General features: G+C 62.9%; 17 protein-coding genes. 15 read left to right on the top strand and 2 right to left on the bottom strand.

Annotated elements, in window-relative coordinates:
* The 4 genes from flgK to OGL93_RS03825 all read left to right on the top strand — a co-directional run bounded on the left by flgK (nucleotide 1) and on the right by OGL93_RS03825 (nucleotide 11,050).
* The gene (flgK, locus tag OGL93_RS03810) at nucleotides 1-2,046 is read left to right on the top strand and encodes a flagellar hook-associated protein FlgK (RefSeq protein ID WP_263261023.1); all 2,046 of its coding nucleotides are present in this window, start codon (nucleotides 1-3) and stop codon (nucleotides 2,044-2,046) included.
* A gap of 13 nt (nucleotides 2,047-2,059) precedes the next feature.
* A complete protein-coding gene (locus OGL93_RS03815; protein ID WP_263261024.1) occupies nucleotides 2,060-3,628 on the top strand; it encodes a flagellar hook-associated protein 3 in 1,569 nt (522 codons plus the stop codon).
* A gap of 291 nt (nucleotides 3,629-3,919) precedes the next feature.
* Complete coding sequence (locus tag OGL93_RS03820) at nucleotides 3,920-7,495, top strand: glycosyltransferase (RefSeq protein ID WP_263261025.1); 3,576 nt, start codon at nucleotides 3,920-3,922, stop codon at nucleotides 7,493-7,495.
* A gap of 51 nt (nucleotides 7,496-7,546) precedes the next feature.
* Nucleotides 7,547-11,050 (top strand): glycosyltransferase family 2 protein, encoded by a 3,504-nt coding sequence (locus tag OGL93_RS03825; protein WP_263261026.1) that lies wholly within the window; start codon nucleotides 7,547-7,549, stop codon nucleotides 11,048-11,050.
* A 115-nt stretch (nucleotides 11,051-11,165) separates the two neighbouring features.
* On the opposite strand, the gene OGL93_RS03830 is transcribed toward OGL93_RS03825, so the two are convergent.
* Nucleotides 11,166-12,458 (bottom strand): ATP-grasp domain-containing protein, encoded by a 1,293-nt coding sequence (locus OGL93_RS03830; protein WP_263261027.1) that lies wholly within the window; start codon nucleotides 12,456-12,458, stop codon nucleotides 11,166-11,168.
* Nucleotides 12,455-13,570 (bottom strand): dTDP-4-amino-4,6-dideoxy-D-glucose aminotransferase VioA, encoded by a 1,116-nt coding sequence (gene vioA, locus OGL93_RS03835; RefSeq protein ID WP_263261028.1) that lies wholly within the window; start codon nucleotides 13,568-13,570, stop codon nucleotides 12,455-12,457. Before vioA ends, OGL93_RS03830 begins: the two co-directional genes overlap by 4 nt.
* A 397-nt stretch (nucleotides 13,571-13,967) precedes the next feature.
* Here vioA and OGL93_RS03840 point away from each other — a divergent pair, with 397 nt between their 5' ends.
* The 11 genes from OGL93_RS03840 (at nucleotide 13,968) to OGL93_RS03890 (ending at nucleotide 24,872) form a co-directional block, all read left to right on the top strand.
* A complete protein-coding gene (locus OGL93_RS03840; RefSeq protein WP_263261029.1) occupies nucleotides 13,968-14,897 on the top strand; it encodes a ketoacyl-ACP synthase III in 930 nt (309 codons plus the stop codon).
* Nucleotides 14,898-14,953: 56 nt separating this feature from the next.
* A complete protein-coding gene (locus OGL93_RS03845; RefSeq protein ID WP_263261110.1) occupies nucleotides 14,954-16,219 on the top strand; it encodes a 6-hydroxymethylpterin diphosphokinase MptE-like protein in 1,266 nt (421 codons plus the stop codon).
* Nucleotides 16,212-16,478 carry a hypothetical protein gene (locus OGL93_RS03850; protein ID WP_263261030.1) on the top strand — a complete coding sequence of 89 codons (267 nt, stop codon included), beginning with the start codon at nucleotides 16,212-16,214 and terminating at the stop codon, nucleotides 16,476-16,478. Before OGL93_RS03845 ends, OGL93_RS03850 begins: the two co-directional genes overlap by 8 nt.
* A gap of 289 nt (nucleotides 16,479-16,767) precedes the next feature.
* Complete coding sequence (locus OGL93_RS03855) at nucleotides 16,768-17,616, top strand: flagellin domain-containing protein (protein ID WP_263261031.1); 849 nt, start codon at nucleotides 16,768-16,770, stop codon at nucleotides 17,614-17,616.
* A gap of 74 nt (nucleotides 17,617-17,690) precedes the next feature.
* A complete protein-coding gene (locus tag OGL93_RS03860; RefSeq protein WP_263261032.1) occupies nucleotides 17,691-18,050 on the top strand; it encodes a flagellar protein FlaG in 360 nt (119 codons plus the stop codon).
* Nucleotides 18,051-18,133: 83 nt separating this feature from the next.
* Nucleotides 18,134-19,591 carry a flagellar filament capping protein FliD gene (gene fliD, locus OGL93_RS03865; RefSeq protein WP_263261033.1) on the top strand — a complete coding sequence of 486 codons (1,458 nt, stop codon included), beginning with the start codon at nucleotides 18,134-18,136 and terminating at the stop codon, nucleotides 19,589-19,591.
* A gap of 158 nt (nucleotides 19,592-19,749) precedes the next feature.
* Nucleotides 19,750-20,148, top strand: a complete 399-nt coding sequence (gene fliS / locus OGL93_RS03870) for a flagellar export chaperone FliS (RefSeq protein WP_263261034.1) — start codon at nucleotides 19,750-19,752, stop codon at nucleotides 20,146-20,148.
* Nucleotides 20,149-20,164: 16 nt separating this feature from the next.
* Complete coding sequence (locus OGL93_RS03875) at nucleotides 20,165-20,458, top strand: flagellar protein FliT (protein WP_263261035.1); 294 nt, start codon at nucleotides 20,165-20,167, stop codon at nucleotides 20,456-20,458.
* A 192-nt stretch (nucleotides 20,459-20,650) separates the two neighbouring features.
* Complete coding sequence (locus tag OGL93_RS03880; protein WP_263261036.1) at nucleotides 20,651-22,126, top strand: sigma-54 dependent transcriptional regulator; 1,476 nt, start codon at nucleotides 20,651-20,653, stop codon at nucleotides 22,124-22,126.
* Nucleotides 22,127-22,308: 182 nt separating this feature from the next.
* Nucleotides 22,309-23,508: an ATP-binding protein gene (locus OGL93_RS03885; RefSeq protein ID WP_263261111.1), complete on the top strand. Its 1,200-nt coding sequence runs from the start codon at nucleotides 22,309-22,311 to the stop codon at nucleotides 23,506-23,508.
* Entirely contained in the window at nucleotides 23,505-24,872 is a 1,368-nt protein-coding gene (locus tag OGL93_RS03890) for a sigma-54 dependent transcriptional regulator (RefSeq protein ID WP_263261037.1), read from the top strand. The genes OGL93_RS03885 and OGL93_RS03890 overlap by 4 nt, the downstream gene beginning before the upstream one ends.
* The last annotated feature ends 50 nt before the right edge of the window (nucleotides 24,873-24,922 follow it).

The following is a 24,922-nucleotide window of genomic DNA, read 5'->3' on the forward strand; positions in this document are numbered from 1 at the left end:
ATGGCGAATCTGATCAACATCGGTCTGTCCGGGCTGTCCACCAGCCAGGCCGCGCTGACCACGACCAGTAACAACATCTCCAACGTGGGCACGGCGGGTTACTCGCGCCAGTCCACGGTGTCCAACGCAGGCGCGCTGCAAAGCATCGGCGGCGCCGGCTACGTGGGCACGGGTACGACCCTGGCCGAAGTGCGTCGGATCTACAGCTCCTACCTGCAAAACCAGGTATCGAGCAGTACCGCCCTGGATTCGGAAGCCAGCACCCTGTCGACCAATGCTGCCACGCTCGACTCGCTGCTGTCGGACACCAGCACCGGTATTACCGGCGTGCTGTCCAACTTCTTCAAATCCCTGCAAACCGCTGCCGCGACCCCCAGCGACACCGCCTCGCGGCAGTTGCTGGTGACTGCTGCCTCCACCTTGAGCAACCGCTTCAATTCGGTGGCGTCGCAGATCTCTTCGTCCAATACGGACATCAACAGCCAGCTCACCAGCCTGTCTGATCAGGTCAATACCCTGAGCAAGTCCATTGCCTCGCTCAACCAGCAGATCGTTTCGATGTCGGGCACCGGCACGCCGAACAGCCTGATGGACTCTCGCGATGAAGCCGTGCGCCAGCTCAACGAGCTGGTGGGCGTTACCGTGCAGCAACGCGACGGCCAGTACGACGTGTACCTGGGAACCGGCCAGGCGCTGGTATCGGGCACTACCGCCAACTCCCTGACCGCGCAGCCGAGCAGCAGCGATCCGACCCAATATGGCCTGACCGTCAACTACGCCAGCTACAGCACCGAGGTGACCTCCGTGGTCAGCGGCGGCAAGATGGGTGGCCTGTTGCGCTATCGCGATGAGGTGCTGCAACCGGCGCAGAACGAGCTTGGCCGCCTGGCGATCGTCGTCAGCGACTCGATCAATTCCCAGCTCGGCCAGGGTGTGGACGCCAATGGCAATTTCGGCAGCAGCCTGTTCTCCAGCGCCAACAGCGATACCGCGGTGGCTGGCCGTAGCCAGGCATCGGCCAAGAACAGCGCCGGCTCCGGCAACCTCGGCGTCACCATCACCAATAGCAGTGCGCTGACCGCTTACAACTATTCGGTGAAATTCAGCGACGCCAACACCTACACCGTAACCCGTTCGGACGGCACCGCCATGGGCAGCCATTCGCTGACCGAAGACCCGGCGCCGAGCATCGACGGCTTTACCCTGGCGCTGCAAGGCAATGCCCTGAGCGCGGGTGACAGCTTTACGGTTTCGCCAACCCGTAACGGCGCGGGCGAAATCAAGACCACCATGACCGATGTGTCCAAGCTGGCCTTCTCCGGCCCTCTCGCGGCCACTAGCAGTTCGGGCAACAGCGGCACAGGCAGCGTGACCCAGCCTACGTTGACCACCAAGCTGAACGTGTATGACTCCACGGCGCTCGCGCAGGCCCAGAACGGCATCGAAAACGGTTTGCCGGTCAAGATGGTGTTCGGCTCGGCCAGCAACGGCAGCCAGGGCTATACCCTTTATAACGCCAGCGGTGCCAGCATCGGCAGCGGCACTATCATCCCGAACCAGACCAACACCTTGAACGTGTCGGTGCCCATGCTCGACGACAGCGGCAACCCGATGCTCGATGCCAACGGCACCGCCATGACCGCGACCTTCCAGATGAGCGTCAGTGGTTCGCCCGCGGCCAACGACAGCTACACGGTCGCCTTCAACAGCAATGGCGCGTCGGACAACCGTAACGCGACCGCCGTGCTTGGCCTGCAGAGCTCCAAGACCGTCGGTACGACTTCCGGAGGCGGTGGCGTGAGCATGACTGGCGCCTATGCCAAGCTGGTCGAGGACGTTGGCGCCAAGGCCGCCCAGGCCAGCGGCGATGCCACCGCCACTGCGGCAGTGCTGTCCTCGGCGACCGAAAGCCGGGATTCCGTCGCCGGGGTCAACCTGGACGAAGAAGCCGCGGACTTGGTCAAGTTTCAGCAGTACTACACGGCGTCCTCGCAGATCATCAAGACTGCGCAGGAAGTTTTCTCCACCCTGCTCAACGCCTTGTAAGGGAGCCGATCACATGCGCATCTCCACCGGCCAATATTTCGCCAACAGCACCACCACCTACGCCAAGAACTTCTCGGACACCGCCAAGACCCAGGAGCAGATCAGCTCGGGCAAGCGCATCCAGACCGCCTCGGACGATCCCATTGGTGCGTCCAAGCTGTTGCAGCTGCGCCAGCAGAGCACTGTGCTGGATCAGTACAGCGCCAACATCACCAGCGCCAACAATTCGCTGCTGTCCGAAGAAAGCGTACTCAAGAACATCACCACCGCCTTGCAACGTGCCGGCGAGCTGGCGCTGGAGGCCGGTAACGGCGCGCTGACCGATGACGACCGTGCCTCGATCGGCAGTGAAATCGGCCAGATCAAGGACACTGTGTACGGTTTGCTCAACACCAAGGACGCCAACGGCCAGTACCTGTTCTCCGGTTCCAAGACCACCACCCAGCCGTACTCGCTCAACAGCGACGGCACCTATACCTACCAGGGCGACGAGACTCAGCTCAGCCTGCAGGTATCGGACACCCTCTCTGTGGCCACCAACGACACCGGCTTTAGTATTTTCGACCTGGCGACCAACACTAGCCGTACCCAGACTACCCAGACCTCGCCGTCGACCGTGGATGGCAAGCTGTCGGTGTCCAATGGGCAGATGACCTCGCTTACCAGCTACAACACCAAGTTCGCAGCCAGCCAGCCCTATAGCCTGACCTTCACCAGCGGCACCCAGTACACCATCACGGACGCCAGCGGCAACGATGTGACGGCCCAGTCTGATGGCAAGGGTACCTACAACTACAAGAAGGAAGGCGGCGACACGGTCAGCCTGTATGGCGTCACCTTCAACGTGAACAGCAACGTGCCGAGCACCGACAACGCCGATACCGTGTTGGCGGGGCGCACGTTCAGCCTCAAGGCAACCCCAGACACCATCACCACCAATCGGCTGGCGAGCAACACCTCGACCGCGCAGATGACGGCAGGCAGCGTGACCAACGCCGCGACCTATACCGCGGGCTTCCCCACCAATGGGGCCTTGATCAAGTTCTCCAGTGCCACCGACTACCAGGTGTTCGCGCAGCCGATCACCGATTCGAGCAAGCCGATCAGTAGCGGTACCTATGACGGCAGCGGGACCCTGACCACCACCGGGGTGACTTTCAACGTCAGCGGCACGCCGGCGACCAACGATCAATTCACCGTCAGCGCCAACACCCACAGCACGCAGAACGTACTCGATACGCTCAACCAGCTGCAGGTGGCGTTGAACACGCCGACGGCGAACGATCCGGCCGCGCAGCTCAAGCTGCGTAACTCCCTGGAATCGGCTGTGGGTAACCTGCAGTCGGCGACCAACAGGGTCGACGTGACCCGTGGTTCGATCGGTGCTCGCGGCAACGCCTTGGACATCCAGACCACGGAGATCGAAAGCCTGCAGATGGCCAACTCCACCACGCAGTCGCAGATCGGCGACACGGACCTGGCCAAGGCAACTACCCAGCTCACGCTGCAGCAGACCATGCTGCAAGCGGCGCAGCTGTCCTTCGCCAAGATCTCCCAGCTGAACCTGTTCGACCGGTTGTAAGCCGCTGCCCAGCCCCCGGATGAGGGCTGGGCGCAATCCGGGCCGATTTCCCGGCCGCAGGCTTCGCCAGCGCCTGCAACGATCGGCACTCAGCTATGGACCTGGGCATATCCGGGAACGATTCCGACCCAACCGCCAGCACTGCCCTATGCTTCATCGGGCGCGGTGCTGGCGGTTTTGTCGTTCATGGGCGGTTTTCCGGCACTTGTTTTGCAAACCATGCCTATTGGCATCGTTGCCGTCATTTTTCTGGCCGACCGCAGCTTTTAACGGCCATCAGGCGAGTTCCTCATGAAATCGACACCGCTGGTCACCATTGCCGTTCTTGTTCATGACGCTACCCACTTCTACCGGGCCTTGCACAGCGCGCTAGGGCAGAACTACCCGGCGCTTGAAGTTATCGTCAGCGACAGTTCCGGTAGCCCCGAAGTGGCCCGCCTGGTCGAAGAGGCGCGCAAGCACTCGCAAGTGCCGCTGCGGCACCACGCGCACAAACGGCCCTTGGCCTATCCCGCCGATGTGAACTGGGCGTTAGGCCAGGCAAAGGGGCAATACGTCAAGTTTTTGCTGGGTGACGACTGGATACTGCCCGTCCTGGTGGCGCGCCAGGTGCAGTCGCTCGAAGCCTACCCCGAGGCTGGCATGTGCTCGGCGCAACGCTGGTTCGCGGACCCCGACAGTGTGTTGTTGCCCACGCGGGTAGAGAATTTTTCGCTGTTCTCCGAGGACATGCTGCTCAAAGGTGGCGACCTGCTGTCGTTCTTCGAAGCCTGGCCGATCAACTTCATCGGCAGCCTGAGTTGCACCCTGCTGCGCCGTGACTACCTCAAGCGAGTAGTGCCGGCCTTGGCCAGCCCCGACAGCGAGCTGCTGGTGGATTTCGACCTGGCCCTGTACGTGAGCGTGCTGCGCCACGGTCACCTTGCCGCGATTGCCCAGACCCTTTGCGCGGAGCGTCTTGAGCCCGCCCGCTATGAAGGAGTCGATGTGACCGCCCGGCATAATCTCGAGCAGGCGATTCTGGTTCGGTTGGTCGGCCAGGTCGGCGGTGAGCGGGCGCCCTGGCCGGGTTCTGTACGGGTCAGCAACCTGATCCTGCCACCCGTGCCTGAGGCCAAGCGGGAGTACACCGAGCTGCCGATGACCCGCCTGCTGCACATCCAGACGCTTACCCAGGGGGATCGCATCGGCAGCAGTGCACGCACCTTCGCCGAGATGTACCAGCAGTGGTTGCAAAGCCGGGATTTCCCAGAAGGGGGCAAGGCGCTGCTGGCCGAACGCATCGCTGGTTGGCCTAGCCAGCCGCAGATCATGCCCGTGATCATTGCCCGCGACGATGCGCCAGGGCTTGAGGCCACGCTCGCCAGTGTGGCGGCGCAAAGCTATGCGGCCTGCGGGTGCCTGGTGCTGTCCAGTGCCCAGCCCTCGCTGGAACTGCGCGGCGAGCATGTTTACGCGCCGTTGCAAGCAGACTGGGCCGCTCAGCTCAATGAGCTGCTGGTTCAGCTCGAAGGCTTCGACTGGTTCTACCTGCTGCAAGCCGGCGACACCCTGAGCCCCCATGCCTTGCTGCAGATCGCCGAGCGGGTGGCCACCGGCAATGGCCTCCAGGCCTGCTATAGCGACGAAGACCGTGGCGCTCAGGCAGCGACCCCGGAGCCGGTGTTCAAGCCGGCGTTCAACCTGGACCTGCTACGCGCCTACCCCTATGTTGGCCGGGCCATCGCCTTCTCAAGGCAAGGCTTTGCCGAGGCCGGCGGGCTCGACGGCGGCGCGGGGGAGGCCGCCGGCGCCGACCTGGTGCTACGGATGGCCGAGCATTTCGGCTTGGGCGCCATCGCTCATGTGGCCGACGTGCTATTGCATGCGAGCCAGCCCTACGCCAGTTGGCTCGCTGAGCCGAGCGTGGCCGAAGGGCACGGTCATCTGCTCGCTGGGCATCTGTCGCGCCTGGGGCAAGCCTTCGAATGGCGCCCGGCGCAGGTGCGTGGGTTCCTGCGCGCCGGCTACCTGCATGAGCAGCGGCCGCTGGTATCCATCCTGCTTCTGAGCGTGGACAACCCAGCGCTGATGCAGGCTTGCCTGGACAGCCTGTTAGCGAAGACCACCTATAGCCACTACGAAGTGATCATCGGCGTGCACTCTAGTGAGTCCGCCGCCAACCGCGAGTGGCTGCAAGCCCTGGTGGCCATCGGCGGAGGGCGCATCCGCGTGCTGGATCAAGCGCCGGAGCGGGTGGTGGGCGTGCGTTACAACGCCCTGGCCGAGCACGCCCAGGGCGACTACCTGCTGCTGCTCAGCGCCGATTGCCGCGCCATCGAGCCTAACTGGCTGGACGAATTGCTCGCCCATGCGCAGCGCCCGGAAATCGGCGTGACGGGTGCCAAGCTGCTAGGGCCGGACGGGCGCATCGAACATGCTGGGCTGATCCTCGGCATGCGCGGCATCGCCGGTTCGCCTTTCCTCGGCGAGGCGCCTGCAGCGCGCGGCTACCTGCAACGCCTGGTAGTGCCGCAGAACTACAGCGCGGTCAGCCAGCATTGCATGATGATCCGCCGCAGCCTGTTCGACAGCCTGGGTGGCTTGAGCGACGGCGTGTTCGGCGAGCATTGCGCCGACGTAGAGTTCTGCCTTCGGGTGGCCGACGCCGGTGCGCTGGTGGTGTGGACGCCCGACGCCCTGTTGGGCTATCGCTCCGCCTTGGAAAACACCCCGCAGGCCCGCCCGGGTTACGACCTGGCCATGGCTGAAGCCTACCGCCGATGGATGCCGCGGCTGGTGGCCGACCCTGCCTACAACCCCAACCTGACCCTGGGTGGCTCAAGCTTCGGCCTCGACACCGGCCTGCACACGGGCTGGCAACCGTTCCAGCAGCGCTTGCGGCCGCATTTGTTGTGCCTGCCGATCAACCCAGGCGCGGTAGGCCATTACCGGCTGATCCAGCCCTTCCATGAAGTGGAGCGGGCGGGGCTGGCCACGGGGCTGGTGTACCACGGCGTGCCCTCGCTGACCGAGATGGGGCGCATCCGCCCAGACTCAGTGATCTTCCAGGGCCGCTACAGCGCCCGGGCCGCTGAGGGCATCGAGTCGTTCAAGCGATTCAGCGATGCGTTCCGGGTGTTCGAGCTCGACGACTACTTGCTGGACGTGCCTGGCGCCAACGAACACAAGCGATTCCTCGCCAAGGACATCCAGTCCTCGCTCCGCCATAGCGTGGGGCTGTGTGACCGGCTGGTGGTCTCCACTCAGACCCTCGCCGAAGTGATGGCCGACATGAGCGCGGACATCCGCGTGGTCCCCAACATGCTGCCTCCGGAGCGTTGGGTGCACTTGCGCGGCAAGCGTGGGCGGGGTGAAAAGCCACGGGTCGGCTGGGGCGGCGGCACCAGCCATACCGGCGACCTGTTGCTGATCAAGGACGTGGTGCGCGCGCTGGCCGATGAAGTGCACTGGGTATTCTTCGGCATGTGCCCAGACGAACTGCGCCCGTACATCCACGAGTATCACGGTTCGGTGCCGCTGGAGCAGTACCCGGCCAAGCTGGCCAGCCTGGACTTCGACCTGGCGGTAGCCCCCTTGGAACAGCACATTTTCAACGACTGCAAGAGCAACTTGCGGCTGCTCGAGTACGGCGCCTGCGGATTCCCTGTGGTGTGTACCGAAACCCGCAGTTACCGGGGCACCTTGCCGGTGACCCTGGTGAGCAGCAACGGCACTGAAGAGTGGATCGCGGCGATTCGTTCGCACCTGGCAGACCCCGCCGCCAGCGCTGCCCAAGGCGAGGCGCTGCGCGACACCATTCACCGTGACTTCATGCTGCATGGGCCGGCGCTGCAGCGTTGGCTGGAGGCCTGGACGCCGGGTTAAACCGGCGCACCCGCCTTTTCACCCCATTACCATCCGTTTGCAGGAGCTCTCATGGGACCGTCGCCACTGGTCAGCATCGTCATCCCCGCCTACAAGGCCGCCTTCTTCGAAGTTGCCCTGCGTAGCGCCTTCGCCCAGGATTATCCGGCGATCGAGATCATCATCGGTGACGATTGCGCCACCACCGCGATCAGCGACATCGTCGAGCGGCTGCGTGGCGAAAGCCCCTGGCCGATCGACTACCTGCGCAACCCCGTGCAACTGCGCGAGGCGCCCAACGTCACCAGTTGCGTGCGCCGCGCCAAGGGCAAATACGTCAAGTTCCTCTACGACGACGATGTGCTGGCGCCCCATTGCGTGCGCCGGCTGGTCGAGACGTTAGAAAGCTACCCGGGCCTGGCCCTGGCAACCGCACGGCGCATGTTGATCGATGAAGATGGCCTGCCACTGCCGGACATCTATGCAACGCGCTTCCCCTTTACCGAGAGCATGCGCATCCATGGGCCGGACCTGACGTCCTTCTTCGGGGAGTACACCTACAACTTTGTTGGCGAGCCCACCTCGGTACTGTGCCGCCGGGCCGACCTGATCGATTTTGGCGACAGCATCTTCGGCCTCGATGGCCAGCATATCGACTGGGTCGGAGACTTGGCCATCTGGGTCAAGCTGATGCGCCGTGGCGACCTGGCGATGCTCGACGAAACCCTCAGCCAGTTCCGGGTTTCGTCGCAGCAGTTCAGCCAAGGCGGGCGCGATGACACTAGCGGCCCGCGGGCCTATCACGCGCTGTTCCGGCGCCTTCTGAACGAGCTGGGCTGGGTTCGCCCGCAGGCGCAGAACACCCATGTACGTTGTGCGCCGCTGGCGGTTGCCAAGGCGGGTGAGCCAGGGCAGCCCTTCGACCTATGCGCCTGGCTCCACGAAGTGTTGCCCGGCTATGCCCAGCCGGACTTCAAGCGCTGGTGGCAGGCCCGCCAACTGGGGCCTGCCCGCCAGGCGAAAATAGATGCCCACGCCAGCGCGCATGGCGGTGGCCCCGCCGTGCTGCTGGTGATCAACGACCTGGCCAACGATGAAGCGCGGTTGCTGCAAACCTTGCACAGCCTGGACCGTCAGGCGCCGCTGCTGGCCAACACCACTGTGGTGGTGCTCTCCAGCCGCCCGAACGTGGGCAGCGGGCAAGTAGAAGAGCGTTTTTATTGGGTCAGCAGCCAGCAGAACCTGCGCGCCGCACACCTGAACCAGCTTATTTCCGAGCTGAGCTTTGACTGGCTGCTGAGCGTGGATGCAGGCACCCGGATCAATGCCGATGCCTTGAGCGTCACCTTCCTCGAGCTGATGGGTAACCCGGCCTGCCCGGCAATCTTCTGCGACGAGGTCTATAGCGATGGCCACGGCGGGCTGTGGCCGCTGTTGCGCGGCAACTTCAACCTGGACCAATTGCTCAGCGTGCCGTTGGCCATGGCCGGGCACTGGTTGTTCCGCCGCGATGCGCTCACAGCCATGGACGGCTTCGATGGCAGCCTGCCGGCGGCCTTGGAATTGGACATGATCCTGCGCCTGATCGAAGCCGGGCAGCACGGCTTTGGGCACATCAGCGAGGCACTGGTGACCCTTGACGCCCGGCCTTTGCAGCCATGTGCGGATGAGCGCCGGGCCTTGTTGCAGCATTTGCAGCGGCGCGGATATAGCCACGCTCAGGTCGCCGAACCGTCCAACCGCCATTACCACTTGGATTACGGCCACCTCGGCGAGGGCCAGGTTTCTCCAACGGTGGCCGTGCTGGTGCCGGCGCAGGGCCCGCTGGAGATCCTCAAGCGCTGCGTGAGCAGCGCTCTGATGCTCACCGGCTATACGAATTTCCAGGTGGTGCTGGTGGAAACCGAGCGAACCACCGAACCCCTGGGCGAATGGATGGACGAACTGGCGGGCGAGGCCCACGGCAGGGTATTGGCCGTACGCAGCCCGCGCCCGCTCGGCGTGAACACGGCCATCAACGGCGCGGTCGAAGCGCTCAATCATGACTTCATCACGTTGCTCGATCCTGCGTGCGTGGTGGTTGAAGAGCGTTGGCTGGAACTGATGCTGGACCAGGCCCTGCGCCCAGAAGTCGGTGCCGTGGGTGCACGCCGGGTAGAGCGCGGCGAGCGCCTGCTGGACGCTGGCCTTCGCCTGGGCCTGGAAGGGCCGGCGGAAACCGCTTTGCTACGCCGCGAAGAGGGGCCTGTGGAGTATGTGCAGGTGCAGCGCAATGTGGTGGCGTTGTCCGCTGCCTGCCTGATGATGTCGCGAGCTATCTTCCGCCAGGTGGGTGGCTTCGACGATGAGCGTTTTGGCCAGCGCTGGGCCGATGTGGACTTGTGCCTGAAGCTGCACTGGGCCGGCTACTTGAATGTGTGGACGCCGCGCGCCTGGGTGGCCCAGACCGAGCCGGTGCGCCCGGCTTCTTCAGGTACCGACGCCGGCTTGCTTGCCCTCGACGAAGCGGCCATGTATGCGCAGTGGGGGGCCTCGCTGGGGCGCGACCCCTGCGCCAGCCACCTGTATGCGCAGCGTGGCAACGGCTTCGATTTCGACCCGGACCCGCAGGCACTGTGGCGGCCGCTGGCCTTCGCCGGGTTGCCGGTGGTAGTGGGCGGTGGCGCCCCCGGCAGCGCCGATCCACGCATCGTGCAGCCGCTGGAAGCACTGCGTGCCTCCGGCCTGCTCGAAGGTGGCTTGACCCCGCATGCGTTGCGGGTCAGCGAATGGCTGCGCCTGGTGCCGGGCTCGGTGGTGTTGCCGCTAGGCGCGACGGTAGCCGATTTCGGCCTGGATGCCGCACGCGCCGGGCAGCTGGCGCCGTGCCGGATCTGCGACCTGGCTAGCGCTGCTGACAGCCAGCTCGAACCCGCGGCGCTGAACCAGGCATTGGCCGGGTTCGACAAGGTGTTGGTGGCGACACCCGAGCAGGCCGAGCGGGTTGCCGGTGCGCACCCGCGCATCGAAGTGCTGCCCACCCGGCTTGCCCCGCTGCTGTGGGCAGACTTACCGCAGCCTGAAAAAGCCAGTGCCCGGGTACGCGCAGGCTTGGTTTGCGACGACCTTCATAGCCTGGATAGCACGTTGCTCGCCGGGCTGCTGGAGCAGTTCGCCGGGCGGGTTCATTGGGTGGTCATCGGCCAGTTGCCGCCCTCGCTGCGCCCTTGGGTGGATGAGTTTCACCCAGCGGTGGCGCCTCATCGCTACCCCTCGCAGCTCGCGCAACTAAGCTTGCACGTGGCGGTGGTGGCGGTGGCCGATGGGTTCAGCCAGCTCGCGCTCGCCGAGCAGCGGGTCCTGGAACATGGCGCCTGTGGTGCGGCGGTCATCAGTAATCGTCCCTCGGCATGGCCGGTGGCAAGCGCAGGCCCGGACCTGGAGGCAGTCAGCGCAGCCTTACAGGCCTGGCTGGACGCGCCTGAACAGCGTGAAGGCGCCGCCAGTAAGCTGCACGCCGAGGTCATGGCGAGGGGGCTGATTCAAGGCGAGCAGGCCGAGCGGTGGCTGGCGGCCTGGGGGCCATTGATGGATTAAGGCGGCCTTTGTCGGAAGGCGCCTGCGAACCGCCGGCGCCACCTCGTTTCCGGGAAGCGCCCGTCCTACACCTCCACTGCGGGCCCGGGCGCAGCTCGAGAGCGTTCGCCGGCTTCTACACCCTTGCGGGTGCTGGCGCGTTAAGCAGCATCTCGATCATGCTGCAATCGAAGGTGTGGATACCGCACTGGCGGGTGACGTCCAGGCGCTCGGCAAAGCTATCGTCCACCAGGATTGCATCGGCCTCTTTGATAAAGGCCGACTTCGGCCGTCCATCGACGATATGGATCACCTCGTCGAAGATCCCGGCGAGGCGATACTGGCTGAGCGTGGCCTGCACGTCGAACCGATGCCGGGTAATCAATTTCACCCCAATGCCGCGGTTCAGGCACTGGAAAATCAGCGCTAGCACAGGCAGGTTCACCTCGCCGCGAAGGATGAGGGTGTCGTCCAGGTCGATGTACGCCACGGAAAACTCGATCGAATGGCGGTAGCGGTTGGCCAGGGCACGGTCGATCTCCACGCTGCCGGCATAGGTCAGTAGCCCCAGGGGCAAGCGCTCGTGTTCGTAGATCCCAAGCAGCGGGAAGTTGACCCCGCGTACCCGGTTCAGCGCCATGGAGCCAGCGATGCGCGGAGCGACTTCCAGCAAGGTCAGCTCGCCGTCTTCGGCCCGCTTGACCTGGAAGAACCAAGGGCCGCGCATTCGCAGGCGATCGCCGATGGCAGCGGCGATCCGCTCGATGCCGGGCAAGTCTTCGCTCACGCTATTGACCGCGATGCCGTTGCGCATGCGCACCCGGCGCCGCGCCGCCGCAAACAGCAGGCCGCGCTCACGATCGGAGAAGCAGTCCACGGTGAATTCTTCGCCCGGCAAATACTCGCAAATCAGCGGCTCGCTCACCGCTGCGCAGGCGATCTCCAGCGCCTTGGCATCATCGGCCCGGGTGGCGCCCTGGCTGCCCTGGCCGCGATCAGGCTTGACGAATACGGGAAACCGCTCCACCTGCGCGGGCTCGGCAAACACCCTCGGCACCTTCACGCAGCCGTGGAGGGCGCGGTAAGTCTGGGATTTGCTCCGAGTGATGCGGCAGGTTTCGGCGCTGGCGGCGATCACCGCGCAGGACAGTTGCTCGGTCACATCCTGTAGCGCGACGATGACGTCATCGTAGGCGGGGTAGATGTAGTCGATCTGCAGCCGCTGGCAGAGCGCGACCAGTGCCGTCAACCAGCCCGGCTCGGAGATGTTCGGCAGCAGGTGGTAATCGTCGAACACCAATTGGGCCGGGTTGCTCACCGCCTGGCCGGCGCCGAATACCTGGGTCTCCTTGCAGCCGCGCAACGCATTGAAAATTTCCAGGCCGATTTCAGTACCGGCCGGAAAGACCAGGACATTACGAGCCTTCATTGCCCGGCCCCTTGGCGCAACAGCGTGCAGATGGTATCGACCACTTCATCTGGCAGGTCGGGGTAGATGGGCAGGCAGAGGATCTGCGAAGAAATACGCTTGGCCACCGGCAACTTGCTCAGGTCCGCCGACGGCAACCCGCGGTACATCGGAAATTCGCAGATCAGCGGATAGAAATAGCGGCGTGCCAGGATGTCATGGGCACGCATCAGTTCGTACACCTGGTCGCGGCTGAGCGGATAACGCTCAGTCACCAGGATGGGGAAGTACGAATAGTTCGCCTCATGCCCCTGCGGCAGGGTGAACAGCTCCAGGCCGGGTATCTGGCCGATGGCTTCCCGGTAGCGCTGGTCGATGCGCTGGCGCATGCCCAGGGCCCGGTCGATGTGCTTTAACTGCAGCAACCCGAAGGCAGCGTTGATTTCGCTCATTTTGCCGTTGATGCCTGGGGCGACCACCGTGACCTCATCGGCAAAGCCGAAGTTCTTCAGATAGTCGATGCGTTTTTTGGTTTTTGCGTCCGGGCACACGATAGCGCCGCCCTCGAAGGTGTTGAACACCTTGGTGGCGTGGAAGCTCAGGATCGACAGGTCGCCATGGCGCAGGATGCTGGTGCCGTTCTGGCGCACGCCGAAGGTATGCGCAGCGTCGTAGATGACCTTCAACCCATAGTTGTCGGCAATCGCCTGGATCTTCTCCACATCGCAAGGCGTGCCGTAGCAATGCACCGGCAGGATCGCAGTGGTTTTCGGGGTGATGGCTTTCTCGATGCTGGCCGGGTCCAGGTTGCAGGTGACTGGATCGATGTCCACGAACACCGGCGCCAGGTCATTCCACAGCAGGGAATGGGCAGTGGCCACGAAGGAGTAGGGCGTGGTGATCACCTCGCCAGTAATGCGCAGGGCTTGCAGCGCGGTGACCAGCGCCAGGGTGCCGTTGGCGAACAGGCACAGGTAATCCACGCCCAGGTATTCAGCCAAGGCCTGTTCGAGCTGCTCATGGAACGGCCCGCCATTGGTCAGCCGGCGGCTCTCCCACATCTGCTCCAGGTAGGGAATGAACTCCTCGAGGGGCGGTAGCAGGGGGCTGGTGACCGGGATGACTTTTGACATGTGATGACCCACTCCACAGGGCACGCCGCACCCAAGGCAGAACCGTCAAGAAAACGGCCGCGCGGCGGCAATGGCAGAGCCGCAGCAAATACTCTGCCAATGCGTACCGCGAGAGCGGTATTGCCGGGCTAGGCGTTGGTGGCGCGGGCTTTAGCCTGCGCGCCAAGCGTACGGCTGTTCGCGGTGTATCCTCTCCCGCATGCACCCTTGGCAGAGATTCCTGCACACTACGCGTGACCTGTTGGTCATTTTGCGCATCTCTTCAATATTGTAACCTGAGGCAACAAGGGCCCCAGGCTGCCCGCAGCCTATCGCCGGGCTGCCCGTTCAGGCCTTTGTGAGCGCTACGTCTGGGTGACGGCGCGTTATTCCAGCGATCTTTTTTTGGGAAGCCAGGATGATTGGCATCAAGAGCATAGCGAGTTACGTACCGGTTGCCGGCCTGGACAACTACGCCCAGGGTGCGAAATTCGGCAAAGACGAAGACTTCATTCTCGGCAAGATCGGCTCGGCCTTCCTGCCCCGCAAAGCCCCAGAGCAAGAGACCTCGGATTTGTGCGTGGAAGCGGTGAATGCCTTGTTCGCCAACAATCCGGCACTGGACCGCAACGCCATCGATGCCTTGATCGTAGTAACCCAGAATGGCGATGCCGAAGGGCTGCCACACACTGCGGCGATCGTGCAAGACAAACTCGGCTTGCCCACCGGCATTGCCGCCTTCGATATTTCCCTGGGCTGTTCTGGGTATGTGTACGGCATCTATGCGCTCAAGGGCTTCATGGAAGCCGCTGGCCTGAAAAACGGGCTGCTGGTCACTGCCGACCCTTATTCGAAGATCGTCGACCCCGAAGACCGCAACACCACCATGTTGTTTGGCGATGCGGCCACCGCGACCTGGATGGGCGAGGGTGCTACCTGGCAACTGGGCAAGTCGTTGTTCGGCACCGATGGTTCCGGGGCGGCGCACTTGAAGGTCGAGGACGGTACGTTTTTCATGAATGGCCGCCAGGTGTTCAACTTCGCCCTCGTGAAAGTGCCGGCGCACCTGCACTCGCTGTTGGAAATGTCTGGGCTTACCCACTCGGACATCGACGCCTACTGCATTCACCAGGGCAGCGCGGCGATCGTCGACGCGGTGGCGCGCCGGTTCGAGGAAGCCCAGCCAGAGAAATTCGTCAAGGACATGGTCGAGACCGGCAATACCGTCTCTTCCAGCGTGCCGTTGCTGCTTGAAAGGCACTTGTTCGGCTCGAGCTGGAAGCGTGTGGCGATCAGCGGCTTCGGTGTCGGGCTGTCGTGGGGATCGGCTATCCTCTACCGCGAATAGGATCTACCTCGCGGGCACGTATTTTGATCGATGACATCCTGACGCAAAACCTGGCGTTGATCCGCCAGCGCTGGCCCTCTGTGGCCGCGCGGCTCGAGCATGAAGCGCCACACCAGCTCGACGCCGAAGTGATCGAAGGCCATGACCAGACCCTGCGCATCAGGGGCATTCAACTCACGAGCCGCCATGATCGCCTTGCCGAGGCCCGCTATCAGGCGGCCTCGCTCCCCACCGCAGCGCCCGAACTCCACGTGTACGGCACGGGCCTGGGCGACCTGCAGCGCATCCTGCTCCAGGCCCCGACCTTACAGAGGCTGCACGTGCATGTGCTTAACGGCGCAGTGTTTGCTTTGGCACTCGGGGCGCTCGACCAGCTCGATTGGCTGGGTGACCCACGCGTTGGGCTGGCGTATGCCGGCGATACGGCGGAAATCAGCCTCCCGTTCTTCGCGCTGCCCTCCGAATTGGCTTTGGCCGATGACCAGGCGGCCAAGATTCGTGATCGCCTGGTAAGCGAAGTGCACTTAGGCTTCAACAACCGGATTTTCGAGGCTGACGATCCTGCGGTAATAGCTCGGTTGCAGTCCAACGAGCTTCTGCTGGCGCAAGATGGCGACGTCGCCCAGTTGTTCGGCAGTGCGCCGGGTGCCCACGTCTATATAGTGGCCACTGGGCCGACGCTGGAGCGCCACTACGATCATCTTCGCCTCAGCCAGGCGACGGCCGAGCGCCCACTGATCATATGCGTGGACACCGCTTACCGGCCGTTGCTCGATCACGGGATCGTGGCGGACGTGGTGATCGCCATCGACCGCCATATCCGGGAGCGCCATTTGCCCGGCGAGCAGTCGGCAGGGATCCCCCTCGTTTACCTGCCCATGGTCGCCCCGCAGGTTCTGCAGCAATGGCACGGCCCACGCTTGGCCGCCTATTCGGCGAGCCCAGCCTATGCCCCGTATCGTCAGCGCTTGCCCAAGGGCCTGCTGCACAGCGGCGGCAGTGTCATTCACCCCGCCGTGGACCTGGCAGTGCGCATGGGCGCGGTACGGGTGACGCTGTTCGGCGCTGATTTCGCATTCCCTTACGAGAAGACTCACGCGGGCTGGGACGATGGCGAGTTCGGCTCGCCGGCCAGGCTCGCCCGCTATTGGGTAGGCGATGGCCATGGCGGGCGGGTACGCACGCAGCTCAACCTGCGCGGCTACCTCACCGAGTTGGAACGCTATATCGCCCAGCACCCGGAAGTGGCCTTCTTCAATTCCAGCCGTGACGGTGCCTTTATCGCAGGCACCACTTTCGCCGAGGGCCTGGCCCATGGATGACTCTTTGCTGCTTATAGAAGAGGCCCGTGCCTGCGCCGGGTTGTTTCGGCTTGGCCGCGATGTGGAGGCCGCGCTGAGCATGGTGGATCTGTTCGACCGGATTGCGCCACTGTTCGCGACCGCGCCTGATGATGTGCAGCAACAGTGGGGGTTGCTGGTGATGGAGATTTTTTCTCGCCAACAGCTTCAGGATTGGCTAGGGGTTGCCGATTACCTGATGTACGAGTTGGAAGCGCTTATCGGGCAGGGCAAGTGGTAACACTTTAACCCGCCGCGTGATCCCTCTGGCAAGTTTGTAAAGTCATACGTCGCAAGTAAGGCCGGATGACAAATGCCAAGAGAATCACAGTTTTCTTCTTCTAAGCTGCGGCGTTAACGCCGTAACCCATTGGAAACGATGGCAAAAACAGCAAAGAAGAAAAAAACTTCGAAAAGCCCCTCAAGCAAGCGACCAACACGACGATAACTATTACGAAGGTTCTCTAGGCCACACCCGGCTCAGCCAGGGCCGGATAGCCAAGTACACAACCCCCCCTGAGGAATTCGTCATGTCGTTGACCGTTAACACCAACATCGCTTCGCTGACCGTTCAATCCAACCTGACCAAAGCATCCAGCGCCACCGCTACCTCGATGACTCGTTTGTCCTCGGGTTTGAAAATCAACAGCGCTAAAGACGACGCCGCTGGCCTGCAGATCGCTACCCGTCTGACCACTCAGATCAAAGGTCTGACCGTAGCTACCAAGAACGCCAACGACGCAAACTCGATTGCCCAGACCGCTGAAGGCGCTCTGCAGCAAACCACCAGCATCCTGCAGCGTATGCGTGAACTGGCTGTTCAGTCCCGCAACGACTCCAACAGCAGCGCTGACCGTGGTGCACTGCAATCTGAATTCACCCAGATGAGCGACGAACTGACCCGTATCTCCACGTCGACCACCTTCGGTACCGGCATGAAGCTTCTCGACGGTTCGGCTTCCGGCCTGCAGTTCCAGGTTGGTGCCATGACCGGTTCTGACCAGCACATCGACCTGGGCATCAGCCTGAACGCTTCGGCTTCCGGCCTGGGCGTAAGCAGCGCAGCGATCACCGGTTCGAGCGTAAGCGGTACCCACGACGCGATCGACTCGGCCATCAGCGCCATCGACGCCGCACTGAACACCGTGAACGACACCCGTGCCGACCTCGGTGCTAAGCAAAACCGTCTGACCAGCACCATCGATAACATCAGCAACATCATCTCGAACGCTACGGCCTCTCGCTCGACGATCCAGGACGTAGACTTCGCTTCCGAGACTGCTGAGCTGACCAAGCAGCAAACCCTGCAACAGGCTTCCACCGCGATCCTGTCCCAGGCCAACCAGATCCCTTCCGCTGTACTGAAACTGCTTCAGTAATAACGGTCGATGATCAATGACGAGAGGGTGCGCAGAGCGCGCCCTTTCGTTGTTTTCACCCTGAGGTGACGGTTATGGACATGAGTGTCAATGCAGTAAAGGCGCTTGAGATCAGTAAGCCCATGACTGCGCCAACTTCCAGTGACAACACAACACCCGCCACCGACACGTCGTCGGCCACAGGTGATGTGAAGGCCACCGGCAAGGTTGAGCGTAACCAGGTCGAAAAAGCTGTTCAGGACATTCAGGCGTTCGTCGATTCAAACCAGCGCAACCTCAATTTTTCCATCGACGAGACCACCGGTGACGTCGTGGTGAAAATTGTCGCGACTCAAAGCGGTGAGGTTATTCGACAGCTTCCCTCCGAAGAAGCCTTGAAGATGGCGCAACGCCTGAAGGACCCTCACAGCTTACTGTTCGACGAGAAGGTCTGAATTGGGCACGGAACTTGTAGTGTTCCGGTGAAGAAGGTAGCGGCGCCGGATTCTCGGCGTTGCTGACCCCCAGGAGAGGATTAATGACTACGACTTCATCCACTACATCCACCACGTCGGTCAGTTCGAGCGGCGGGATCACAGTAAGCGGCGTGGGTTCGGGCATCAATACTGCAGCGATCGTCACGGCGCTCGTCAATGCGTCCAGCAGCCCCAAGCAAACGCAGATCACCAAGCAGGAGACGGCGACCAATACCACGCTGTCCGGCATCGGTACCCTCAAGAGCGCGTTGGCGGCGTTCCAGACGGCGGCTGCCGCGCTGAACACTACCAATACGTTCATGGGGCTGACGGCAACTTCCTCGAACGAGTCGGTAGCCAAGGTTACATCGGACAACACCGCCTCCACGGGCAGTTATTCCCTGCTTGTGGGCAACATCGCGACCGCCTCCAAGGTTTCGAGCAAACTGTTCACCAGTGGGTCGACCACTGCGATCAGCTCTGGCACCTTGAACATCACCCAAGGTAGCAACAGCTATTCGGTGACGGTAGGCTCCGGGGCAACCTTGAGCAGCGTGCGGGATTCGATCAACTCGTCGCTGACCTCCAGCGGTATCAGCGCCAACATCGTCACGGACTCCACCGGTTCGCGGCTGGTGTTGACCTCTACCACTACGGGCGCGGGGTCGGACATTTCCACCAGTGGTATCTCCGAGCTGACCATCGACGGAACGGCGCACCTCAATAGCAGCGACGCCACCAGCGCGGGCTATATCACGGCGCGGCCGGTCGATGCTTCCTACAGCGTCGACGGGCTGGCGATGACCAGCAGCTCCAATACCGTTACGGCGGTGAGCGGCCTGACCCTGACGTTGACTGGCGCGAGCGCATCGGCCACCACCCCGACCACCATCGGTGTGTCTGCGGACAGCGACACGCTCAAGAAGTCGGTGCAGTCGTTCGTGGATGCCTACAACACCATGATGACGGTCATCAACAACCAGACCAAGGTGACCTCCACCGGCGCAACGACCAGCACCGACAGCTCAGGCACCACCACGGCCGCCGCGCTGACCGGTGATTCCATGGTGCGTAAGCTGGTGTCGCAGATCCACGAGGTGCTGACCAAGGAAAGCACCACCAGCGGCTCGTTGAGCGTACTTTCGCAGCTGGGGGTAGGGACCAATTCGACCACGGGCTTGCTGTCGCTCGATGACACCAAGTGGACCTCGGCGATGAAGACCCAATACGGTAACGTCGCCAGCCTGTTCACTGGCGACAACGGCATTATCACCCGTATGGACACCATTCTCGACGATTACACCGAGACTGGTGGGATCCTCGAAACCCGGCAGAAGACGCTTAACGCCAAGCTGAGCGACCTCGATGACCAGCAAGATGCCTTGGACCGCCGCACCGAAGCGCTCCAGGCGACGCTCACGGCCAAGTACACGCTGATGGATACCTTGGTGGCCCAGCTGAACTCCACGAGCAGCAGTGTGCTCACCACGCTTAACGCCTTGAACAACTCCGATGATTAATCGTTAGAGTGGTTTTTCCGCCCGGTAGTCGCTTTCAGGCTCCCGGGCTTTTTCATTACTGGGCACCGTTAAAGTTAACCGGCTTAGTGTCGATAAACTAAGTAAGGGAACCGACTGGTCCCACAGATTTTTTGCCCTAATTCCTGAGGCCAACCGCAATGCATCCAATGAAGGCGCTTCGCCAATACCAGAAAGTCAACTCCCACGCTCAGGCGTCCGAGGCCAGCCCGCACCGGCTGGTGCAAATGCTGATGGAAGGCGCGTTGGACCGCTTGGCTCAGGCCAAGGGGGCAATGGCGCGTGGCCAGCTCGCGGCCAAGGGCATTATGCTGGGCAAGGCCATTGAAATCATTGGTGGCCTGCGCGAAGGCCTGGACCCAGAGAAAACCGACGACAAGAAGGGCATTGCCCGGCTGGACCAGCTCTACGCCTACATGATGAAGCAGCTGCTTCAGGCTAACCGCAAGAACGATCCGGCCATCATCGACGAAGTCGCTCGGCTTATGATCACCGTAAAGGCTGGCTGGGATGCGATTGGCCATGTCCCTCAGGAATAATCGCGAGGACTCGACCATGAGTGCCCTGGAACGCATCGAATACACCCGGGCAGCGCTGGGCGACGCCCTGGCGGTAAAAGACTGGGCTGCCATCGGCAAGCTGGACCTGCAATGCCGTGCCTGCCTCGACGGGCTGTTCGACGGCGTGGCGGTGGACCCGGCGGTGCTCAGGCACAACCTCGAAGCACTGCTCAACCTCTACCGGCAACTGGTGGAAGCCAGCCGTGGAGAGCGCCAGGCGGTAGCCGAAGAACTCAAGCAGGTCCGTCAGGGGCAGAGCGCCAGCAAGGTCTACCAGCTGTTCCGTTGATCCCTGCCAAGCGCCATGCCGCAGGGCCCGGCAGCGCTGAATGCGCCATAAATTTGACTATGCCGGAGTTTTTGACTTTACTAGTGCCTGCTTATCAGGCTCCGGCGTCTTAGGGTGTACAGCCAAGACGTGGTAAATCGCCGTAGCGGGCATCGGGCCGTAGCGGGCATTGACTAGGGAAGTTGCTATTGCATGTGGCGTGAAACGAAAATTCTGCTGATCGATGACGATAGCGTTCGCCGCCGTGACCTTGCGGTGATCCTCAGTTTCCTGGGCGAGGATAATTTGCCCTGTGCCAGCGCCGACTGGCAGCGTGTGGTCGAAGGGCTGGCGTCGAGCCGGGAAGTGCTTTGCGTGCTGGTCGGAACGCTCAATGCGCCGGCGAACCTGGCCGGGTTGCTCAAGACCATCGCCGCCTGGGACGAATTCCTGCCGGTGTTGCTGCTTGGAGACAGCTCCCATGTGGAGCTGACCGACGACCAGCGCCGCCGGGTACTCTCCAACCTGGAAATGCCGCCCAGCTACAGCAAGTTGCTGGACTCGCTGCACCGCGCCCAGGTGTATCGCGAGATGTACGACCAGGCCCGTGAGCGCGGGCGCCAACGCGAGCCCAACCTGTTCCGCAGCCTCGTCGGCACCAGCCGCGCCATCCAGCACGTGCGGCAGATGATGCAGCAGGTGGCCGATACCGATGCCAGCGTATTGATCCTGGGCGAGTCGGGCACGGGCAAGGAAGTCGTCGCCCGTAACCTGCATTACCACTCCAAGCGTCGTGATGCGCCTTTCGTGCCGGTCAACTGCGGCGCCATCCCCGCCGAGCTGCTTGAGAGCGAATTGTTCGGCCATGAGAAGGGTGCTTTCACCGGCGCCATCACCAGCCGCGCCGGCCGCTTCGAATTGGCCAACGGCGGTACCCTGTTCCTCGACGAAATCGGCGACATGCCGCTGCCCATGCAGGTCAAGCTGCTGCGCGTGCTGCAAGAGCGGACCTTCGAGCGGGTAGGCAGCAACAAGACCCAGAGCATCGACGTGCGCATCATCGCGGCGACCCACAAGAACCTCGAAGGCATGATCGAGACGGGCAGCTTCCGCGAGGACCTCTACTACCGCCTTAACGTATTCCCCATTGAAATGGCCCCCCTGCGTGAGCGGGTAGAAGACATTCCGTTGCTGATGAACGAACTGATTTCGCGCATGGAGCATGAAAAGCGCGGCTCGATCCGCTTCAACTCCGCCGCGATCATGTCGCTCTGCCGCCATGCCTGGCCGGGGAACGTCCGTGAGCTGGCCAACCTGGTCGAGCGCATGGCGATCATGCATCCCTATGGCGTGATCGGTGTGTCGGAGTTGCCGAAAAAGTTTCGCTATGTGGACGACGAAGACGAGCAATTGGTGGACAGCCTGCGCAGCGACCTCGAGGAGCGCGTGGCGATCAACGGCCACGCGCCCGATTTCGCCTCCAACGCGTTGCTGCCGCCGGAAGGGCTGGATCTCAAGGACTACCTCGGTGGCCTTGAGCAAGGCTTGATCCAACAGGCGCTGGACGACGCCAATGGTATCGTTGCCCGTGCCGCCGAGCGCCTGCGTATCCGCCGTACCACCTTGGTGGAAAAAATGCGCAAGTACGGCATGAGCCGCCGCGAAGGCGACGACGCCGGCGACGAATGACGGCCTAGGTTCAGGCGCCGCTTGGTTCGCAGGCGGCGCCCGGTCTTACAGGGCAAGCGCAACCCTGTAGGGACGGGCTCAGGAACACGCCCTCATATCACCCCTGATACAAACCCCGGCACATCAATTGCAGCACTCCGGCATCCATACCGTTTTCTGACGGTGAGCCATGAGAGTTGATGATGTCCAGGGCCGCCCCTCTAGCTGAAGACCGTGAAGCCTCCCCTAGCGTCGCGCACGACCTCGACCAGGCGTTTGCCCTGTTCAACCAGGTGTCTGCGCAGCTTAACGACTCCTATAACCTGCTCGAGAGCCGCGTAAGCCATCTCAAGGGTGAGCTGGCGCAGGCCGGCGCCGATCGTTTACAGCAGCTGGCGGAAAAAGAACGCCTGGCCAACCGCTTGCAGCACTTGCTGGACCTGCTGCCCGGCGGGGTAATCGTGATCGACGGGCACGGCCGCATCGCGGAAGCCAACCCGGCTGCGCTCGCCCTGCTCGACGGCCCGTTGGAGGGTGAGCTGTGGCGTGAGGTGATTGCCCGGTGCTTCGCGCCCCGGCGCGACGACGGCCATGAAGTGTCTTTGAAGGACGGCCGCCGCCTGTCCATTGCCACGCGTTCGCTGGGTGCCGAGCCCGGTCAGTTGGTGTTGCTCACCGATCTGACCGAAACCCGTCGCCTGCAGGATCAGCTCGCGCGCCATGAGCGCCTGTCGGCCTTGGGCCGGATGGTCGCTTCATTGGCACATCAGATCCGCACCCCGCTTTCGGCCGCGATGCTCTATGCCAGTCACCTGCAGGAGCCAGCGCTGGCGAACGAGACCCGCCAGCGTTTCGCCGGACGACTCAAGGATCGCCTCCACGAACTGGAGCACCAGGTGCGGGATATGCTGGTTTTCGCCCGCGGCGAGCTGCCGTTGAATGATCGCTTGGCTCCGGCGGCCCTGTTCGCGGCGCTGCGCGACGCCGCCCATGCGCGCACCGAAGGCTTGGCATTACGCTGGCAGTGCAACGTACGCCAAGGCGAGTTGTGGTGCAATCGCGACACTTTGGTGGGAGCACTGCTCAATCTGCTGGAGAACGCCATCCAGGCCAGCAGCGATGAATCGCACTCGCAGCCCCGGCTCAAGGTCCATCTGTATAGGCGCGCGAGCCAGCTACGGCTGTGCATCAGCGATGCAGGCCCTGGCATAGATGCCGCTACCCTGGCCCGCCTGGGCGAGCCTTTCTTCACTACCAAGACCAACGGCACCGGCCTTGGCCTGGCCGTGGTGCTGTCAGTGGTGCGCGCTCATGGCGGTGAGCTGCGGTTGCGCTCCAGGCCCGGCCGCGGCACTTGCGCATTGGTGACCTTGCCATTGCTTGAAGGGCAGGACGGCGAATGAGCGTAAAAATACTGTTGGTTGAAGATGACCGCGCCCTACGCGAAGCCTTGGTCGACACCTTGCTGCTGGCCGGCCACGACTATGTGGCGGTGGCCTGCGCCGAGCAGGCATTGGCCCGGGTAGAGCGCGAGGCCTTCAGCCTGGTGATCAGCGACGTCAACATGCCTGGCATGGACGGGCATGGGCTGCTGCAGCGGCTCCGCGCCAGCTGGCCGCAGCTGCCGGTATTGCTGATGACCGCGCATGGCAGCGTACAGCGGGCTGTAGAAGCCATGCGCCAAGGCGCGGTGGATTATTTGGTCAAACCTTTCGATGCCAAGGCATTGTTGCAACTGATCGGCCGCCACGCCCTGGGGCGCCTGCCCTCAGCCGAGGGGGACAACACCGTGGCGTGCGAACCGGCCAGCCAGCGGCTGCTGGCCTTGGCGGTGAAGGTAGCCCGCAGCGATTCCACTGTGTTGATTTCCGGCGAGTCCGGCACGGGTAAAGAAGTGTTGGCGCGTTACATCCATCGGCATTCGGCCCGCGCCGAGCAGCCCTTCGTGGCGATCAACTGCGCGGCGATTCCCGACAACATGCTCGAAGCCACGCTATTCGGCCACGAGAAGGGCGCGTTCACTGGCGCGATTGCCGCACAGGCGGGCAAGTTCGAGCAGGCCAACGGCGGCACCCTGCTGCTCGATGAAATTTCCGAAATGCCCCTTGGCCTGCAAGCCAAGCTGCTGAGGGTGCTTCAAGAGCGCGAAGTGGAGCGGGTGGGCGGGCGCAGGCCGATCCCTTTGGATATACGCATCGTCGCCACCACCAACCGCCAGTTGCAGGACGAAGTTGCTGCCGGCCGGTTTCGCGAAGATCTTTACTACCGCCTGTCGGTCTTCCCTCTGGCTTGGTTGCCGCTACGCGAGCGGCCGGGCGATATCCTGCCGTTAGCCGAACGTCTGCTCGGTCACCATTCCAGCAAAATGAAGCTCGGGGTTGTCCGGCTGTCGGACGACGCGCGGGCCGCGCTGGTGGCTTACCGTTGGCCGGGCAACGTCCGCGAGCTGGATAACGCCCTTCAGCGGGCGTTGATCTTGCAGCAAGACGGCGTGGTTGAGGCTGCCGATTTTTGCCTCCAGGCCAGCGCCAGCCCAGTAGCCTCGGTGTTTCCCGCCGCTTCGCCCGAAGCGCCGCCTGCCGTTGGGCTTGGCGATGATCTGCGTCGCCGCGAGTTCGAATTGATCCTCGATACCTTGCGCACCGAGCGCGGCCGCCGCAAGGAAGCCGCCGAGCGGTTGGGCATCAGCCCGCGAACCTTGAGGTATAAGCTCGCTCAAATGAGAGACGCCGGAATGGACGTCGAGGCGTACCTGTTCGCCAGCTGATGTGACACCCCTGTTGCGTTGGCATCGCTCTTGCTACTTCCATGGCAACT

The sequence above is a fragment of the Pseudomonas sp. RIT-PI-S genome (assembly GCF_025642975.1).
Classification (GTDB): Bacteria; Pseudomonadota; Gammaproteobacteria; order Pseudomonadales; family Pseudomonadaceae; genus Aquipseudomonas.